Source organism: Pseudomonas sp. MWU318 (assembly GCF_016756945.1).
GTDB classification, from domain to species: Bacteria; Pseudomonadota; Gammaproteobacteria; order Pseudomonadales; family Pseudomonadaceae; genus Aquipseudomonas; species Aquipseudomonas putida_A.
In genome coordinates, this window is record NZ_JAESJL010000009.1 from 146,437 (window position 1) to 164,007 (window position 17,571).

The window sequence follows — 17,571 nt, forward strand, 5'->3', positions numbered from 1 at the left end:
TGCGATCTTTTAATCTCTGTTTTCTCAAGGCCAAGATCAAAAGATCGCAGCCTGCGGCAGCTCCTACACGGATCCCGGCTGTTAGAATGCGCGCCTTATCCCGCCATACCGCAGCGCACGCCATGACCCAGAACTCCGCCCCCCACCCCGCTCACGTCGCCATCATCGGCGGTGGCCCCGCCGGCCTGATGGCCGCCGAAGTGCTGAGCCAGGCCGGCGTGCGTGTCGATCTGTACGACGGCATGCCGTCGGTGGGGCGCAAGTTCCTGCTGGCCGGAGTCGGCGGCATGAACATCACCCATTCCGAGCCTTATCCGGCGTTCCTCGCGCGCTACGCCGAACGCGCGCCACAGATCGCGCCCTTGCTGCGCGGCTTCGACGCCGACGCGTTGTGCTGCTGGATTCATGATCTGGGGATCGAGACCTTCATCGGCAGCTCCGGCCGAGTGTTCCCCACCGACATGAAAGCCGCGCCGCTGCTGCGCGCCTGGCTCAAACGCCTGCGCGACAGCGGCGTGGTTATCCACACCCGCCATCGCTGGCTCGGCTGGGATGAACACGATGCGCTGCGCATCGCCAGCCCCGACGGCGAAATCACCGTCAAACCCGACGCCACCCTGCTCGCCCTCGGCGGTGGCAGTTGGTCGCGGCTGGGTTCGGATGGCGCGTGGATGCTGCCTCTGGAACAAAAAGGCGTAGGGCTGGCGCCGTTACAACCAAGCAATTGTGGCTTCGAAGTGCAGGCCTGGAGCGAGTTCCTTGTCAGCAAATTCGCCGGCGCACCGCTGAAAAATGTCGCCATCGGTTTGAACGACGATATCCCGCGCTTGGGCGAATGCGTGATTACCGCAACCGGGGTCGAAGGCAGCCTGATCTATGCGCTGTCGGCACCGATTCGCGAGGCGATCAATACGCAGGGTTCAGCCACGGTGCACATCGATCTGTTGCCCGGCCGACCTGTGGATAAATTGCAGGCAGCGTTGAGCAAGCCACGCGGTTCACGCTCGATGGCCAAGCATCTGCACAGTCAGGTCGGAATTGATGGGGTGAAAGCGGCGTTGTTGCGTGAATTGACTGACGCAGCAACCTTCGCTGATCCGGCGTTGTTGGCGCGGGCGATCAAGGCGTTGCCGCTGACCTTGGTGAAAACCCGTCCGCTGGACGAAGCCATCAGCAGTGCCGGCGGCGTGACGTTCGAAGCGCTGGATGAGCGCTTGATGCTCAAGGCGTTGCCGGGGGTGTTCTGTGCGGGGGAAATGCTCGATTGGGAAGCGCCGACAGGCGGCTATCTGCTGACCGGGTGTTTTGCCAGCGGGCGGGCGGCGGGGATTGGTTTGCTGGAGTGGCTGCAGCACAAAACCCTGTAGGAGCTGACGAGTGAAACGAGGCTGCGATCTTTTGATCGGTAAAAACAAGATCAAAAGATCGCAGCGTGCCGCAGCTCCTACAGGAAAAGCATTCCCAATTGACGAGCGAAGGCGTCCTCACAGACGCCGCATCACTTCAAGGCTTGCGCTTACGCGGCCCGGTATTGAACACCGGCACTTTACGCACAGGCTTGATCGACGGCTCCGGCGCCTGGGTTTCGCCACTGTCGACCCACTTGCCCAGATTGCGCTTGCCGCCACCGCCGCCGCCGGACGTCTTCGGCTTTTTCGGTTTCTTCGGCTTCTTGATCACCTGACCGCTGGCATCGGTATCCGGCACGCGGTGCTCAGGTTCGAAATCCGGCTCGTTCTGACGCTTCAGGGTCTGACGCGTGAGCATCTCGATTGCCGAAAGCATGTTCACTTCATCCGCGCACACCAGCGAGATCGCCTCGCCCGTCGCGCCCGCACGGCCAGTACGACCGATGCGGTGGATGTAATCCTCGGCGACGATCGGCAGGTCGAAGTTGACCACCAGCGGCAAATCTTCGATATCCAGACCACGGGCAGCGACGTCGGTCGCCACCAGAATCTGCACTTCGCTGAGTTTGAAACGATCCAGCGCACGCTGACGGGTCGCCTGCGGTTTGTCGCCATGGATGCCGTCGGCGTTTACACCGAGGCCTTGGAGTTTTTCCACCAGCGCATCCACGCCGTTGCGGGTCTTGGCGAACACCAGCACCTGCTTCCACTTGTTCTTGCGCATCAGGTGCACGAACAGTTCCGGCTTGCGCTTCTTGTCTACCGTCACCACCCACTGCTTGACGGTGTTGGCCGCGACGTTGCGCGGGCTGACCTCAATGCTCAGCGGATCGTTGAGCAGCTGCCCGGCCAGCAGGCGGATGTCATCGGAGAAGGTCGCGGAGAACAGTAGCGTCTGGCGCTTCTTCGGCAACATGCGGTAAATGTTCGCCAGTTCTTCGGAGAAGCCCAGGTCGAGCATGCGGTCGGCTTCGTCGAGCACCAGAGTTTGCAACTGATCGAGTTTCAACGCGTTCTGGCGGAACAGGTCGATCAGGCGACCAGGCGTGGCGACCAGCACATCAACGCCGCCGCGCAGCTTCATCATCTGCGGGTTGATGCTGACGCCGCCGTACACCGCATACGTGCGCAATGGCAGGTTTTCAGCGTATTGGCGCACCGACTCATGAACCTGCTCCGCCAGCTCGCGGGTCGGCACCAGAATCAGTGCACGCGCCGAATTGGCGGCCACTTTCGGCCCTTCCATGGCCAGCAACTGCAGCAGCGGCAAGGCGAAACCGGCGGTCTTGCCGGTGCCGGTCTGGGCCGCAGCCATCAGGTCGCGACCGGCCAGAACGGCCGGAATGGCTTGCGCCTGGACGGGCGTTGGAGTCTGGTAGCCGAGCTTCTCGAGGGAGCGCAGCAAGGGTTCGATCAGGCCAAGGGTGGCGAAAGTCATGGGAGTACCGTAGGAAAAATCAGCGCGGTTGCGCAAAACAAGGGTGCAATGGCGCGCAGTTTACCCTAATTCACACGTTGCTCTGCTGGAATGGCGGTCTTCGGCGTCTCCACGACGAGCGGCTGCGCCGGCCGCCGCCACTGCGGCAGACCGATCAGCACCACGGCACTGATGATCACCAGCATCGCCAGCGCTTCTTCCATGCCGATGGTCTCGCCGACAAACACGATCCCCAGCAACACCGCCACCGCCGGGTTGACGTAGGCGTAACTGGTGGCCGCCGCCGGACGCACGTGTTTGAGCAGGTACATGTAGGAATTGAAGGCGATGATCGACCCGAAGAAGATCAGATAACCCAAGGCCAGCCAGCCTTCCATCGGCGGCAAGGCTTGCAGGTGTTCGCCGCTCACTGCGCTGCCGATCAACAGCACCACGCCACCCACCAGCATCTCCACGGCACTGGCCATTGCCCCTTGCGGCAGCGGCAGGTGTTTGCTCCACACCGAGCCGAACGCCCAAGTCGCCGCCGCAAAAATCAGCAGCGCCGCGCCCAGCGGGCTCGATTGCAGGTTGGAACCCATGTTGAGCATGGCGATGCCGACAATTCCCAACGCCACCCCGGCCCATTCGAGGCGGGTATTACGCGCGCCCCAGAAATAGCCGAAGAGCAAGGTGAACAACGGCACCGTCGCCACCGCCAGTGCCGCCACACCGGAAGCCACGCCAGTATGCTCGGCGACACTGACCGCGCCGTTACCGAAACTGAGCAGCAGAATCCCGATGATCCCCGCCGCTTTCCATTGCGCCCAGGTCGGCGCCGGTGCCCCGCGCCAGCGCAGGAAGGCGTACATCAGGCTGCCGGCAATCACGAATCGCACCCCGCCGAGCATCAGTGGTGGCCAGTATTCGACGCCGAGGCGGATCACCAGATAGGTTGATCCCCAAATCACATACAGCGCGAAAAACGCGGCGATCAACGGCAAGGAAAAACGGCGCAAGGCAGGCATGGGCAGCTCGACAGTCAGAGGCAGGGTGTGAATTATTCTAGAAAGGCCCGCGAGCAAAAATAAGCTACAAAACCTGTTTATCGCGCCGGTACACTTTTGAAACAACGGAGATCGACGGGATAAACTGCGATTTCGAAAGTCTGGCAATTTCAGGAGTCCGGCCTTGGACAAATACGACCGCATGCTGCTCAGCGCCCTGTTGGAAAACGGGCGTGCGTCCTACGCCGATCTGGCGCGCAAAGTGAACCTGTCCGCCCCGGCAGTGGCCGAGCGCGTGGCCAAGCTTGAAGCCGCCGGAGTGATCACCGGGTATCAGGCGAACATCGACCTGTCGAAAATCGGCTTGCCGATCCAGTGCATGATCGAATTGCGCCTGCACCAGAACGGCAGCCAGAAGGTCTACGACGAACTGGTGAAAATCCCGCAACTGACCGAATGCTTTCGAGTAACGGGCGATCCGTGCGTGATGATGAAGGGTGCGGTGGGTTCGATGACGGAGTTGGAAGAGCTGATCAATCGGGTGGCGAAGTTTGGCTTCAGCAAGACCTCGATTGTGCTGTCGAGCGCGATCGAGAAGCGCGTGCCGTTGAGCCATATCGAAGCCAACGGCAAATAATTCGGGCCAACCACAAATCCACTGTAGGAGCTGCCGAAGGCTGCGATCTTTTGACTTTTAAAAGCAAGATCAAAAGATCGCAGCCTTCGGCAGCTCCTACAAAGGTTCTGTGTTGGTCTCGGGATCAGCGGTAGCGCTGTAGATGCTCGCTGACTTTGGCCGCCGGGACTTTCTGCAGTTTGCACAGCAGGTCATGGTTCAGCTCACGCACCCCATGCTTGTGACGCAATTCTTCCGCGAGATGCGCCATCAGGTTGGCCGCCATCTCCGCATCCGCCATCGCCCTGTGCGCCTGGCCGGTGTGTGGCAGGCGGGCGAAAGTGGTGAGCGTGCCGAGCTTGTGATTCGGTGCCGCCGGCATCAGGCGTCGGGCAAGCAGCAACGAACAGGCGAAGTTCTGCAATCGAGTGCGTTTGATCCGCCCAAGCTCGAAATCCCAGAACTTCTGGTCGAACGAGGCGTTGTGCGCCACCAGCGGGGTGCAGCCGACGAATTCGTTGACCTCTTCCATGACCCGCTCGGCCGAGGGTGCACTGCGCAACATGGCGTTGCTGATGCCGGTCAGTTGTTCGATGAACGCAGGAACGCGCACGCCGGCGTTCATCAGGCTCTGGTAACGCTCGACGATACGGCCGTTTTCCAGCATGACCACGGCGATTTCCGTGGCGCGACAGCTGCTGTTCGGCGACAGGCCGGTAGTTTCAAAGTCGATGACTGCAATGCGTTCCAAACCGGGTTCAACTCCGTTCAAATCAATTCTTGAGCAACGCTCAGTTTTTCAACAGCAGTGCGCCTTCAATCGGCACATAACGGCTGGCGGCGCGGATCAGCGAGTTGGCGGTCAGGCCCGGCACGCCATAGGCCACTGCCTGTACGCCGTGCTTGCTGATGATGCGTTCGAGCAGCATGTCGAAGTCGCCGTCACCGGAGGCCAGGACGATTTCGTCGACGTGGTCGGCGGCGTCCATGATGTCGAGGGTGATGCCCACGTCCCAGTCGCCCTTGGCCGAGCCGTCGCTGCGCTGGATATAGGGTTTGAGCTTCACGGTGAAACCGAGGTTGCGCAGGATCTGCTGGAACTGCTGCTGTTTGCTGTCGCCACGGTCGATGGCGTAGGCGTAGGCCTCGACGATCTGCCCTTGTTTGCTAATGTCAGCCCACAGCGCGGCGTAGTTGAAATGGCAACCATAGGCCTGACGCACGGTGTAGTAGAGGTTCTGCACATCGGCGAACACTGCGATTTTTTTCACCGGGATTCCTGTGAGCGCTCAGCGCACGAAGCGGGATCAGGCGCCAGGCCCGAAAAAGGCGCTCAGTATGCCAGCCCACAGGAAGGTGGAGCGAATAATCGACCCACCACTCCAGACGGATGGTGGACTGTGGTGAGGGGATTTATCCCCGATGGAGTGCGCAGCAGTCCCATTTTCGGGGCCGCTGCGCTGCCCATCGGGGATAAATCCCCTCACCACAGGTTTGATACTGGCGGCTGATCACTCAGACGAACGAATCGTCGTCATCGAAGAACGACGAGTTGTCATCGCTGTAATCAGTATCAGTGAATCCGCCCTGGTCATTGCCAGAGAAACCGTTATCGGCCACACGCTGGTCATTGCCCCAATCGTTGCCGCTCTGGTCAGCCACTTGCGCCGGCTCTTCCTTGATCACTTCAACGATTTCTTCGGGCTGCTGGTTGTGATGGAACAGGCTGCTGATGCCCTGCGCCAGCATCACGCCACCGGCCACGCCAGCAGCGGTTTTCAGGGCGCCGCCGAGGAAGCTGCTGCCCGCGGCCGGGGCTGCTTGCTGCGCGTAGTTGGGCGGTGGTGCGGCATAGTTCTGTTGTGGCGCCGGCGCAGCGTAGTTCTGCTGCGGTGCCGGTTCACGCCAGCCACCGGTGGACGCCGGAGCGCTCTGGGTCGGAGCCGGACGCGAGCTGCCACTGCCGAAGATGCTCGACAGGAAACCACCGCCGCCGCTTGGCGCCGGGGCTGCGCTCTGCGACTTGGCCGCTTGCAGTTCAGCCTGCAATTGCTGGACTTGCTGGGTCAGCTGCTTGTTCTGTTCGTCGAGGCTCTTGATGGCCGCCTCTTGCACCAGAATCGCCTGGGTCATGAAATAACCTGCCGCCGGCTGGCGGGTCAGGTGTTCCTTGATCCGCGCCTCGGCCTGGGCGTCGCGCGGGGCTGCCTCCGTTTCGGCCTGTTGCAGCCGGGAAAACAGTCCATCGATCAGGGTTTGCTCTTCGCTGTTCATGGCGACCTCGTAGATTGCCGGGGATAACGTTGCCCGTGTCCACGGTGGACATGGCGCACTTCTGTAATGGAGGCAGTGACAGGATGTTTCAACGACCTTTACCGAATGTTTACGTTTGTGTCGGCCCGCTCATCATCGGTTAAAGTGAGCCACTGTTTTCGACCTGCGATACCGACTGATGAATGCCTTCGATGTACTGCGCGACTCTCTGTATTTTTTCAAACGCCATCTGGCCAGCATCGTGCAGTTATGCCTGCCGCTGGTGATCTTCGAGGCGGCGCTGCAGCAAGTGGTGGATCACGTCACCGACCCGGACAGTTTCTCCGCCGCCAGCGTGGTCGTCGGTCTACTGGTGTATCCGCTGTACACCGCCGCGCTGATCCTGTTTCTCGACGCCCGCACCCGTGGCGAAGCCCCGCGCAACCTCGACCTGCTGGCGATGTCCGCGCGCCTGTGGCCGCGTTTCGCCCTGCTCACCGCGCTCAATACCTTGCTGATTCTGCTGGGGCTGTCGCTGTATTTCCTGCCAGGCCTGATGCTGATGGTCATGCTCGCATTCGCTGAATACCTGCTGGTGTTGCGCGGTATGGGGCCGTTGCAGGCGATGAAGGAAAGTCTGCGCCTGACCCGTGGGCATTTCTGGCGGATCCTGCTGTGCATTCTGTGTGTGATGGGGCCGTTGTGGCTGCTCAAGGGCGCGACCCTGGCGGCGTACCCCGACCCGCAGAATCCGCTGATCGCGGTACTGATCGACAGCGCGCACAGTTTCCTGCAGCTGTTCACCAGTGTGGTGCTGTTCCGCCTGTTCATGCTGATCAGCAAATTGCCTGACAAACGTAACGGAGCAGTCTGACTTCGCGGCTCTTGGGCCAAGGCTCTGCGGTCAGGTATGCTCGGAGCCACTTTTGTAACGCGATAAGCCGAGCCATGCCCCGTCTGCTGCGCTACACCCTGTTGCTGATTGTGCTCGCCATCGTCCTGATCGGCGGGCTGCTCTATAGCCTGACCTGGCGCCCCGGCGCGCGGGAAACCCTGCCGGTCGCCTGCACCGGTACGCCGCCGACCCTGGTGCCGGGGCAAGCGCTGAAAGTCATGACCTGGAACGTGCAATACCTCGCGGGCAAGCGCTACGTGTTCTGGAACGATCTCGCCCAAGGCTCCGATGAAGCGCCGTCCCGGGAAGACATGGCCTTCAGTCTCGACGAAGTGGCGCGGGTGATCCGCGACGAGCAACCCGACGTAGTGCTCCTGCAGGAGCTGGATGACGACGCCAAGGCCAGCGATTACCAGAATCAGCTCAAGCTGCTGCAGGAACGGGTCACCGACCTCTACCCGTGCAGCGCTCACGCCTTCGACTGGAAGGCCGATTTTGTCCCCGATCCGCACATTTTCGGCAGCGTCGGCCGGCAACTGGCGACCCTCAGCCGCTACCGCATCGAACACGCCGAACGCCTGCAATTGCCGGTGCCGCCGGCGAATTTCATCTCCCGCCAGTTCGAACCCAAGGACGCCCTGCTCGCCACCAAACTGCCACTGAGCGACGGCGGGCAACTGACGGTGTTCAACACCCATCTGGATCGCGCCAGTCAACCGGACGAGACCTTGCAGGCGCAAGTGACGGCGGTGGCCAAGGTGCTCGACAAGTACGAAAGCCAGGGCCTGCCGTGGCTGATCGGCGGCGACTTCAATCTGTTGCCACTGGGCCAGTATCAGCGCCTGCCCGCCGAGCAGCGCACGCCCTACTCGATCGACAGTGCGTTACACCTGCTGTGGGACAAGTACCCGATGATCCCGACCAACAACGAAGCCAGCGGTATCGACCGCGCCCACTGGCTGACCCACTACCCCAACGCCCCCGGGCTTAATGGCCCGGATCGCACGGTCGACTACCTGTTCTACAGCCCGAAGATCAAACGGGTCGAAGCGCGGGTGCGCCAGGACGATACGTTGCGCATTTCCGATCATTTGCCGGTAATTGCGCGGTTCCTGCTGCCCGCCACCCCCTGATCAGCAGTTGTCCCTGTAGGAGCTGTCGAGTGAAACGAGGCTGCGATCTGTTGATCTTCAAAAAACAAGATCAAAAGATCGCAGCCTGCGGCAGCTCCTACAGGGGGCTCATGTGATCAATGGACTTCCTCAAGGTCGTCATGCAGCAAGCCGAAGATCTCGCGCTTCATGTCGATAAACGAGCGCTCCATGACCATGTCCAGTGAGCGCGGACGTTCGATCGGCACGTCGAGGATCTGCTTGATCCGCCCCGGTTTGGCGCCCATCACATAGACCCGGTCGCCCAGCAGGATCGCCTCGTCGATATCGTGGGTGACGAACAGCACGGTCTTCTTGCTGTTGCCCCAGACCCGCAGCAGCAACTGTTGCATCTGCAAACGGGTCTGGCTGTCGAGCGCGCCGAAAGGTTCGTCCATCAGCAGGATCTGCGGATCATTGGCCAGCGCCCGGGCAATCGCCACGCGCTGCATCATCCCGCCCGACAGTTGCTTGGCGTAGCTGTCGGCGAAGCCACTGAGGCCGACCTCATTGACGTAGAAATCGACAATTTCCTTGCGCCGCGCCGCCGGCATGCCGCGCCGCTTGAGGCCGAACTCGACGTTCTGCCGCACCGTCAGCCACGGAAACAGCGTATAGCTCTGGAACACCATGCCGCGATCGGCACCCGGGCCCTGCACTTGCTGGCCACCGACGTAGATCTCGCCGGAGGTCGGCTCGGCCAGTCCGGCGGTCAGGTATAACAGACTTGATTTGCCGCAGCCCGACGGCCCGACGAGCACCGCGAACTGCTGATCCGGCACCTCGAACGACACCTGTTCCAGCGCAGTGAACGTACCGCCATCGGGCTTCTTGTAGCGCAGGCTGACCTTGTCCACCTGCAGGCGCGGCGCGGCTTGCGGCGCTGCTGCCCGCGGTTCGATGATGCGATGATTGGCGGCAGTTATTGAGCCCATGCGGCAACCCTCAAGCGGAGAAAGCGGAACAATTGATCGGTGACCAGCCCCAGCAGGCCGATGATCGCGATGGCGAGGAAAATCACGTCGACCTGGAAACCGCGCATGGCTTTCAGACTCAGGTAACCGAGGCCGCTCGACGCCGCAACCAGTTCGGCCACCACCAGATAAGTCCAGGCCCAGCCCATGGTCACGCGCAAGGTGTCGAGCACGCCGGGCACCGAGGCCGGGGCGATCACATGCACCACCGCGTCGCGGCGGTTGGAACCGAGCGTATAAGAGGCGTTGATCAGGTCCTTGGAGATGCCCTTGGACACATCCGCGATCATCACCAGTTGCTGGAAGAACACGCCGAAGATGATCACCGACACCCGCTGCTCCAGACCGATGCCGATCCACAGGATGAACAGTGGCACGAACGAGGTCACTGGCAGGTAGCGAATGAAGTTGACCAGCGGTTCGAGGAACGCCTGGACGATGCGAAAACTGCCCATCAATAAGCCCAGCGGCACCGCCACGAGCGACGACACGATGAACCCGACCATCACCACTTCGACACTGGCCCACACATGGGTGCCGAGAGTGCCGTCGCGACTCAGACGCACCGCCGCTCCAACCACTGCGCCGGGCGTTGGTAAAAACATCCCCGGGACGATGCCGCCGTAGGACAGCCCGGCCCACAGGCCGACCAACAGCACCCAGGCCAGACCGCTGGCGCTCCACACCACTGGCACCGGCAAACCGGTCTTGGGCGTCAGGCAGCGGCTCAGCCATGATTTGCGCTTGAACATGCTGACCTCCTAGAGCGGGCTGACGAAACGGTTGTCGACCAGCTCGTCGTGGCTGACGTTGTAGGGTTTGCCTTGCAGCTCGCTGGCGGTTTCGTTGGCGAGTTTGATCAGTGCGGCGCTGTCACCCGGTTTGCCCGGCGAGCCAAGGAGCTTTTCGCTCATGGCCTGATCGTAGAAACGCACACCCTTGGCGGCAGCGGCCAGCTCCTTCGGATCGGAAAGGTAACCGCCGACGCCTTTGGCCATGATCGCGTAGGCCTCGTCCGGGTGTTCCTGGGTGTACTTGACCGCTTTGTACAGACCGGCGACCAGCGCCTTGACGTCCTGCGGCTGTTTTTCGATGACGCTGCAGTTGAGCGCCACCACATCGACGATCACCCCGGGCGTGCTGCTACTGTCGATCAGCACCTTGCCCTGCTGCTTGTCGCGGACCATCGACAGATGCGGTTCCCAAGTCACGGCGGCCGGCACACGACCGGCGATGAATGCAGTGGCGGCATCGTCGGCAGTCATGTTCTGCACGGTGATGTCGCTCATTTTCATGCCGTTCTTTTTCAGCAAGTACGACAGCCAGAACTGTGAGGTCGAACCTTCGTTGACGGCCACCGCCTGGCCCTTGAGCTCCTGCAACGACTTCACGTCCTTGCCCACCAGCACACCGTCGCCACCATGGCTGTCATCCAGCGCCGCCACAGCCTTGAAGCAGAACTGCGGACGGTACTTGAGCACTTCGTCGATGGTCGAGGCCGAGCCGGACAGTTGTCCAGAGGCCTGGGCGGCCATGTACATCGAAGCTTCTTCGACCACCGGCAATTCGACGGTCAGGCCGTTTTCCTTGAAGTAGCCCAGGTTCTGGGCCAGATACAGCGTGCCATAGCCAACCCAGGTGGTATGGCCGATGGACAGGGTGCCGGCCTGGGCGCCAGTCGCGACCGTGGCGGCCAGGGCGGTGATCGCCAGAGGATGGGTGAGACGGATACACAAGGACTTGATCATGGAGCACTCCCGACGCTGTTGATTTAGTTTTGTCATGGGCAGTACGGCCGTCCCCGATGATGTGAATTCACGCTGCGGTCTCTGCTGGACTCTGGCGGGAAACACCGGGCTGGCAAGATCGATGGTGGCCCATGTGCGGGCTGAGGAAAATCAGGAAATTGTTGGCTGCAAATGATGAAAAAACTGCTTAGGGTGCACCGTAAAAGCGCGCCCCGAGCGGAGATGGTGCACAGCTTTGAAAGCAAAAGATCGCAGCCTTCGGCAGCTCCTACACAGGGCGACATTGAACCCTGTAGGAGCTGCCGAAGGCTGCGATCTTTGCTTTTGAATCAACCGCAATCAGCGCAATTGAAACCAGGTGGTTTTCAACTGGGTGTATTTGTCGAACGAATGCAGCGACAGATCGCGACCGAAGCCCGATTGCTTGCCACCACCAAACGGCACCGTCACGTCGAGCGCATCGACGGTATTCACCGACACCGTACCGGCCCGCAACCGTCGCGCCACGCGGTGTGCGCGATGCAGATCATCGGTCCACAGCGACGCCGCCAGCCCATACACGCTGTCGTTGGCCAGACGCACCGCCTCGTCTTCATCATCGAACGGCACCACCGCCAGCACCGGGCCGAACACCTCTTCGCGAAACAGCGGCATGTCGGCACTGACGCCAGTGAAAATCGTCGGTTCGATGAAGTTGTCCGAGCCATTGAAGCGCCGTTGCTCACCACCACACACAAGGCTCGCACCCGCCTGCTCGGCACCGCGAATGGCGCGCATGATGCTCGCCGTCTGCCGCTGATCGACAATCGCCCCGGCACGACTCTGCGGATCGAGCGGATCCCCCGGCAGCCAGCGCTCGGCCTGGGCTTTCAGACGTTCGACAAACTCATCGTGAATCGAACGTTCGACCAGCAACCGCGAGTTGGCCGAGCACACTTCGCCCTGATTGAAGAAGATCCCGAACGCGGCTTTTTCCGCCGCCAGATCCAGATCGCGACAGTCAGCGAACAGCAGATTGGCACTCTTGCCGCCGCACTCCAGCCACACCTGTTTGAGGTTGGATTGCGCCGAGTACTGCATGAAATATTTGCCGACCTGGGTCGAGCCGGTGAACACCAGGCAATCGACATCCGGGTGCAGGCCCAAGGCTTTGCCGGTCTGTTCACCCAGCCCCGGCAACACGTTGAGCACACCCGCCGGTAGCCCGGCTTCCAGCGCCAGTTCGGCCAGACGCAACGCGGAAAACGGTGATTGTTCGGCCGGTTTGAGGATCACTGAGTTACCCGCCGCCAGCGCTGGCGCGAGCTTCCACGCGGCCATGTCCAACGGAAAATTCCACGGCACCACGGCAGCCACCACGCCCAGTGCTTCACGGGTGATGGTCGCCAGCACATTCGCGGCGCCGGGGGCGATCTGGTCGTAGAGTTTGTCGATGCTTTCGGCGTACCAGCGAAACACCCCGGCGGCGCCCGGCACATCAATGTTATAGGCGTCCATCACCGGTTTGCCCATGTTCAGCGAATCGAGCAGGGCCAGCTCCTGACGATGCTCCATCAACAGCTCGGCCAGGCGCAGCAGCACTTGCTTGCGCTCGGCGGGCGGGCGTTGCGCCCAGCTGCCAGCCTCGAACACGTGTCGCGCGTTCCGCACCGCCGCGTCCACCTCCGCCTCGCCACACGCCGCGACATTGGCCAGCAACTGGCCGGTAGCGGGGTTGATCGCGGCGAAAGTCTGCCCCGATTGCGCGGCGCAGTGCTGGCCGTTGATCACGGCTCGATCGGGAAACTTCAAGGCACCGGCCTGGCGCTGCCACTCTGCAAGTTCGAACACGTCGAATGCTCCTTGGACGTTATTGTGCAGTCGATGGTGGCGCAGGCCCGGACGGGCGAAAATTAGTAAAAATGTCTTCGCTGGCAATGAAAAAACTGCTCAATCGGTTTCCCCAAAACCGCTGTGGGTGACTACTGTTCAAGGACAAAAACATCGTCGCGCAGCGGACGCGGCGGCGCACAAATTGCTTGGAAGTCGAGTCCGCTCGTCCTGAGGTTTGCCGTGGCCGCCTACAATTTGCGTCAGCTGAAATACTTCATCACTACCGTCGAATGCGGCAGCGTTGCCGAAGCCTCGCGCAAGCTGTACATCGCGCAACCGGCGATCTCTACGGCGATCAAAGGTCTGGAAGACAGCTTCGCCGTGCAACTGCTGATCCGCCATCACGCCCAGGGCGTGTCCCTGACGCCGAGCGGTGCACGGTTTTTTCGCAAGGCGCAGGAGCTGTTGCGCATGGCCCGGGAGTTCGAACAGAACGCTTTGGCCGATAACGACATCGTCGCCGGGCAGATCGACATCGGCTGCTTCGAAACCGTCGCGCCGCTTTACCTGCCGCAATTGATCGCCGGGTTTTCCGCGTTGTATCCAGGAGTGAAAATCCGCATCCGCGACGGCGAGCAGCAGGAGCTGGTGCAAGGCCTGACCTCGGGTACGTTCGATCTTGTGATCCTCTACGAACACGAACTCGATACCACCATCCAGACCGAACCGCTGATGCCGGCGCAACGGCCGTATGCGCTACTCCCGGCCGATCATCGCTTCGCCGAGTACAAGCAAGTATCGCTGCGCGATCTTTGTCTGGAACCGATGATTCTGCTCGATGTGCAGCCAAGCCGGACTTACTTCGTCAGCCTGTTCGAAGAACTGGGCCTGACCCCGCGCATCGAATTCAGCTCGCCATCGATCGAGATGGTGCGCGGCATGGTCGGTCAGGGTTTCGGTTTCTCGATCCTGGTGACCCGGCCCCATTCGGAATGCACCTATGACGGCAAGAAAGTGGTGTGCGTCGACATTGCCGAAGAGGTCACCGGTTCAGGGCTGGTGGCGGCGTGGCTCAAACGTGGGCAACTGACCAAACCGGCGCAGTTGTTCGCCGATTATTGCCGGGAACAACTGACGGGCAATGTGCGTAGTTAGAAGCAAAAAATCGCAGCCTGCGGCAGCTCCTACAGGTTTTGTGTCCCCCATAGGAGCTGCCGCAGGCTGCGATCTTTGATTTTCAAGTGCCGCGCGGCTTGGCCCGCGCCGTGGCCTCGGCCACCAACGGATCATCCGGCCAATAGTGCTTCGGATACCGCCCCTTCAGATCCTTCTTCACCTCGGCATAGGTGCTGCGCCAGAAGTTGGCCAGATCCTGCGTCACCTGCACTGGCCGGCGTGCCGGGGACAACAGGTGCAGCTTGACCACTTGCCGGCCGCCGGCAATTCGCGGCGTCTCGGCGAGGCCGAACAACTCCTGCAGACGCACCGCGAGAATCGGCGGAGACTCGCCGTAATCCAGACGAATCGATGACCCCGACGGCACACTGATGTGATGTGGCGCCAGCTCATCAAGCTTCTGCGGCAGCGGCCACGGCAGCAGATTGCGGACGATACTCGACAGATCCAGATTGGCGAAATGGCTGAGCCGCGAGACCTTGCCCAAGTAAGGCATCAGCCAATGTTCGAGGGTTTGCAGCAACGTCGCGTCGCTGACATCCGGCCACTGACTTTCATCCTGATGACTCAGATCCAGTTGCCGCAGCAACGCGACCCGTGCCTGCCACTGGCGCAACTCCGGGGTCCACGGCAGCAACTCCAGCCCCTTGCGTCGCACCAGATTGACCAGCGCCTGACTGCGCGCCGCTTCGTCGAGACCGGTCAACGGTTCGCGGCTGAGGATCAGTTCGCCAACCTTGCGCTGACGCTCGGCGCGCAGCACGCCTTCGCGCTCGTCCCAGTCCAGTTGATCGACGTTATGCACCTGCTCGGCGAGTACCGAATCGAACAGCGCCGGATCGAAATCCGCCGCCAGGTAAATCCGTTCTTCACGCTGGCCCTGACGGCTGCCGAGGTCGGCAATAACGATCCACGGTTCCTTCATCAGGCTGTCGGCTTCGGCGAACAGCGCAGCGCGACCATTGGCCAGACGATATTCGGCGCCACCGGCACGCCGCTGTTGGGCGACGCGATCCGGGTAGGCCAGCGCCAGCAGCGCACCGAGCCAGCGCGGGTGATCGGGATCGCTGACCGGCGCGCTGGCCTTGCCGCGCAGGTAACCGCGATATTGCCGCGCCAGTTGCCGGGCGCGCTGCACGCCGCCCTGAGCACCACGCGCCGCGCGTTCTTCGCCGCAGAGCAGCACCAGACGGCTGTGCAGATCGGCCCCTGCGCCGCGCAGGATATCGCGCTCGCCGAGCAGCGCCGCTACGTCACAGGCCATGTGCGCCAGCCCCAACGCCTGACCGCGCAGCAACAGATGGGCGATGCGCGGATGCGCCGGCAATTCGGCCATGGCCTGACCGTGGGACGTCAGCGCCTCGCCTTCGAGTGCGCCCAGGCGCTGCAACAAATCCTGCGCCTGGGCATAGGCTGCTGCCGGCGGAATATCGAGCCAGACCAGTTCGCCCGGGGTCACGCCCCAGCGTCCGAGTTGCAGCGCCAGGCTCGCCAGATCCGCAGACAGAATTTCGGCGCTGCCGTAAGCCGCGAGTTGCTCGTGCTGATCCTGCGACCACAAGCGATAACACACACCCGGTTCCAGACGTCCGGCCCGGCCCGCACGCTGGGTGGCGCTGGCCCTGGAAATACGCTGCGTATCGAGACGGGTCATGCCGCTGCCGGGGTCGAAACGCGGCACTCGCGCCAGCCCGGCGTCGATTACCACGCGCACGCCGTTGATGGTCAGGCTGGTCTCGGCGATGTTGGTCGCCAGCACCACTTTGCGTTGGCCCGCCGGCGCCGGGTCGATGGCAGCGCGTTGGGCATTCAGGTCCAGTTCACCGTGCAACGGACAGAGCAATACGTCTTTACGCTCGCCAATGGCATCGCTCAGTTGCTGATGCACACGACGGATTTCCGCCTGCCCCGGCAAGAACACCAGCAGGCTGCCGGTTTCATCGTGCAACGCTTCGAGGACGGTCTGGGTCACGCGCTGGTCGATGTATTCGCCGGGCTGGAACGGCCGTCCCCAGCGCATCGTCACCGGGTACATGCGCCCTTCGCTGCGCAGGATCGGCGCGTTATCCAGCAACACGGCCAGACGCTCGCCTTCCAGCGTGGCGGACATCAGCAGAATCTTCAGCGGCTGTTCAGCGCGGAACAGTTCACGACCGTTCAAACTCAGGGCCAAGGCCAGATCGGCATCAAGACTGCGTTCGTGAAATTCGTCGAAGATCAGCAGACCGACGCCTTCCAGCGCCGGATCATCCTGCAGACGCCGGGTGAGAATGCCTTCGGTGACCACTTCGATACGGGTATCGGGCCCGACCTTGCTGTCGAGGCGGATGCGATAACCGACGGTTTCACCGACCTTCTCACCAAGTTCGCTGGCCAACCGTTCGGCAGCGGCTCGCGCGGCGAGACGCCGTGGTTCGAGCATCAGAATGGTCTGCCCGGCCAGCCACGCTTCATCGAGCAAGGCCAAAGGCACGCGGGTGGTTTTACCGGCGCCGGGCGGTGCTTCGAGCACGGCTTCGTGGCGTGTCGCCAAGGCTTCACGCAGGGCGGGTAAAACTTCATCGATCGGCAAAGAAATCATGCTGGCTCCCAAACAGAGGCGCGAGTATAACGGCGAACTGCGAGGTGTTCGTCAGGGTCTTAACTTCACAAGACGAAGCTTCGTTAATAGATGACTCAGGAGATTTTCCATGCGCTTACCTTCTCGCCTGATCGGCGGTGTACTGGTCGCCACCCTGCTCACTCAACTCACGGCCTGCGGTTCGATTTTCTATCCGGACCGTCGCGGTCAGATCGACGGCAAGATCGACCCGGCGATTGCCGTGCTCGACGCCGTGGGCCTGCTGTTCTACGTGATTCCAGGGCTGATCGCGTTCGCGGTCGACTTCACCACCGGTGCGATCTATTTCGAACCGGGCCACACCGCTCAGGTCGATCCGGCCAAACTCAAACAAGCCATCGGCCCGGACGGTCAGGTCGATAACCTCAAGTTGCAGGCTATTCTCGAAACAGAACTGGGCCGCAATCTGCCGCTGGACGATCCACGCCTGATCCAGCACAAGGGCAGCACGCAACAACTGGCGATGTTTGGCCTGCAACCCGCCGCATAAGGA

General features: G+C 61.7%; 16 protein-coding genes. 6 read left to right on the top strand and 10 right to left on the bottom strand.

What is annotated here, in order from left to right:
• Positions 1-122 precede the first annotated feature (122 nt).
• A complete protein-coding gene (locus JN524_RS20975; RefSeq protein WP_202370571.1) occupies positions 123-1,367 on the top strand; it encodes a TIGR03862 family flavoprotein in 1,245 nt (414 codons plus the stop codon).
• Between the two features lie 136 nt (positions 1,368-1,503).
• Here the strand turns inward: JN524_RS20975 and JN524_RS20980 are convergent, their stop codons facing one another.
• Both JN524_RS20980 and yedA read right to left on the bottom strand, forming a co-directional pair.
• The gene (locus tag JN524_RS20980) at positions 1,504-2,847 is read right to left on the bottom strand and encodes a DEAD/DEAH box helicase (protein WP_202370572.1); all 1,344 of its coding nucleotides are present in this window, start codon (positions 2,845-2,847) and stop codon (positions 1,504-1,506) included.
• Positions 2,848-2,912: 65 nt separating this feature from the next.
• A complete protein-coding gene (gene yedA / locus JN524_RS20985; protein ID WP_098965752.1) occupies positions 2,913-3,854 on the bottom strand; it encodes a drug/metabolite exporter YedA in 942 nt (313 codons plus the stop codon).
• 163 nt (positions 3,855-4,017) lie between these two features.
• Between yedA and JN524_RS20990 the strand changes: the two genes are divergently transcribed.
• Entirely contained in the window at positions 4,018-4,470 is a 453-nt protein-coding gene (locus JN524_RS20990; RefSeq protein ID WP_047602574.1) for an Lrp/AsnC family transcriptional regulator, read from the top strand.
• Between the two features lie 124 nt (positions 4,471-4,594).
• Here the strand turns inward: JN524_RS20990 and JN524_RS20995 are convergent, their stop codons facing one another.
• The 3 genes from JN524_RS20995 to JN524_RS21005 form a co-directional block, all read right to left on the bottom strand.
• Positions 4,595-5,200: a 3'-5' exonuclease gene (locus JN524_RS20995; RefSeq protein ID WP_027612872.1), complete on the bottom strand. Its 606-nt coding sequence runs from the start codon at positions 5,198-5,200 to the stop codon at positions 4,595-4,597.
• Positions 5,201-5,240: 40 nt separating this feature from the next.
• The gene (locus tag JN524_RS21000) at positions 5,241-5,720 is read right to left on the bottom strand and encodes a LabA-like NYN domain-containing protein (RefSeq protein WP_007963710.1); all 480 of its coding nucleotides are present in this window, start codon (positions 5,718-5,720) and stop codon (positions 5,241-5,243) included.
• Between the two features lie 244 nt (positions 5,721-5,964).
• A complete protein-coding gene (locus tag JN524_RS21005) occupies positions 5,965-6,723 on the bottom strand; it encodes a DUF2076 domain-containing protein (protein WP_202370573.1) in 759 nt (252 codons plus the stop codon).
• Positions 6,724-6,901: 178 nt separating this feature from the next.
• Here JN524_RS21005 and JN524_RS21010 point away from each other — a divergent pair, with 178 nt between their 5' ends.
• Positions 6,902-7,576 (top strand): YciC family protein, encoded by a 675-nt coding sequence (locus JN524_RS21010; protein ID WP_202370574.1) that lies wholly within the window; start codon positions 6,902-6,904, stop codon positions 7,574-7,576.
• Positions 7,577-7,650: 74 nt separating this feature from the next.
• Complete coding sequence (locus tag JN524_RS21015; protein WP_202370575.1) at positions 7,651-8,730, top strand: endonuclease/exonuclease/phosphatase family protein; 1,080 nt, start codon at positions 7,651-7,653, stop codon at positions 8,728-8,730.
• 116 nt (positions 8,731-8,846) lie between these two features.
• Here JN524_RS21015 and JN524_RS21020 read toward each other — a convergent pair whose 3' ends face one another.
• The 4 genes from JN524_RS21020 to JN524_RS21035 form a co-directional block, all read right to left on the bottom strand.
• A complete protein-coding gene (locus JN524_RS21020; protein ID WP_202370576.1) occupies positions 8,847-9,683 on the bottom strand; it encodes an ABC transporter ATP-binding protein in 837 nt (278 codons plus the stop codon).
• On the bottom strand, positions 9,671-10,474 hold the full coding sequence (locus tag JN524_RS21025) for an ABC transporter permease (RefSeq protein WP_202370577.1): 804 nt from the start codon (positions 10,472-10,474) through the stop codon (positions 9,671-9,673). Before JN524_RS21025 ends, JN524_RS21020 begins: the two co-directional genes overlap by 13 nt.
• 9 nt (positions 10,475-10,483) lie before the next feature.
• Positions 10,484-11,470, bottom strand: coding sequence for an ABC transporter substrate-binding protein (locus JN524_RS21030; protein ID WP_202370578.1), 987 nt, complete (start codon positions 11,468-11,470; stop codon positions 10,484-10,486).
• 339 nt (positions 11,471-11,809) lie between these two features.
• Positions 11,810-13,300 (bottom strand): aldehyde dehydrogenase family protein, encoded by a 1,491-nt coding sequence (locus JN524_RS21035; RefSeq protein WP_202370579.1) that lies wholly within the window; start codon positions 13,298-13,300, stop codon positions 11,810-11,812.
• 222 nt (positions 13,301-13,522) lie between these two features.
• Between JN524_RS21035 and JN524_RS21040 the strand changes: the two genes are divergently transcribed.
• Positions 13,523-14,437, top strand: coding sequence for a LysR substrate-binding domain-containing protein (locus tag JN524_RS21040; RefSeq protein WP_202370580.1), 915 nt, complete (start codon positions 13,523-13,525; stop codon positions 14,435-14,437).
• A gap of 82 nt (positions 14,438-14,519) precedes the next feature.
• On the opposite strand, the gene hrpB is transcribed toward JN524_RS21040, so the two are convergent.
• The gene (hrpB, locus tag JN524_RS21045) at positions 14,520-17,039 is read right to left on the bottom strand and encodes an ATP-dependent helicase HrpB (protein ID WP_202370581.1); all 2,520 of its coding nucleotides are present in this window, start codon (positions 17,037-17,039) and stop codon (positions 14,520-14,522) included.
• A gap of 109 nt (positions 17,040-17,148) precedes the next feature.
• Here hrpB and JN524_RS21050 point away from each other — a divergent pair, with 109 nt between their 5' ends.
• Positions 17,149-17,568 (top strand): hypothetical protein, encoded by a 420-nt coding sequence (locus JN524_RS21050; RefSeq protein WP_025108718.1) that lies wholly within the window; start codon positions 17,149-17,151, stop codon positions 17,566-17,568.
• Positions 17,569-17,571 lie beyond the last annotated feature (3 nt).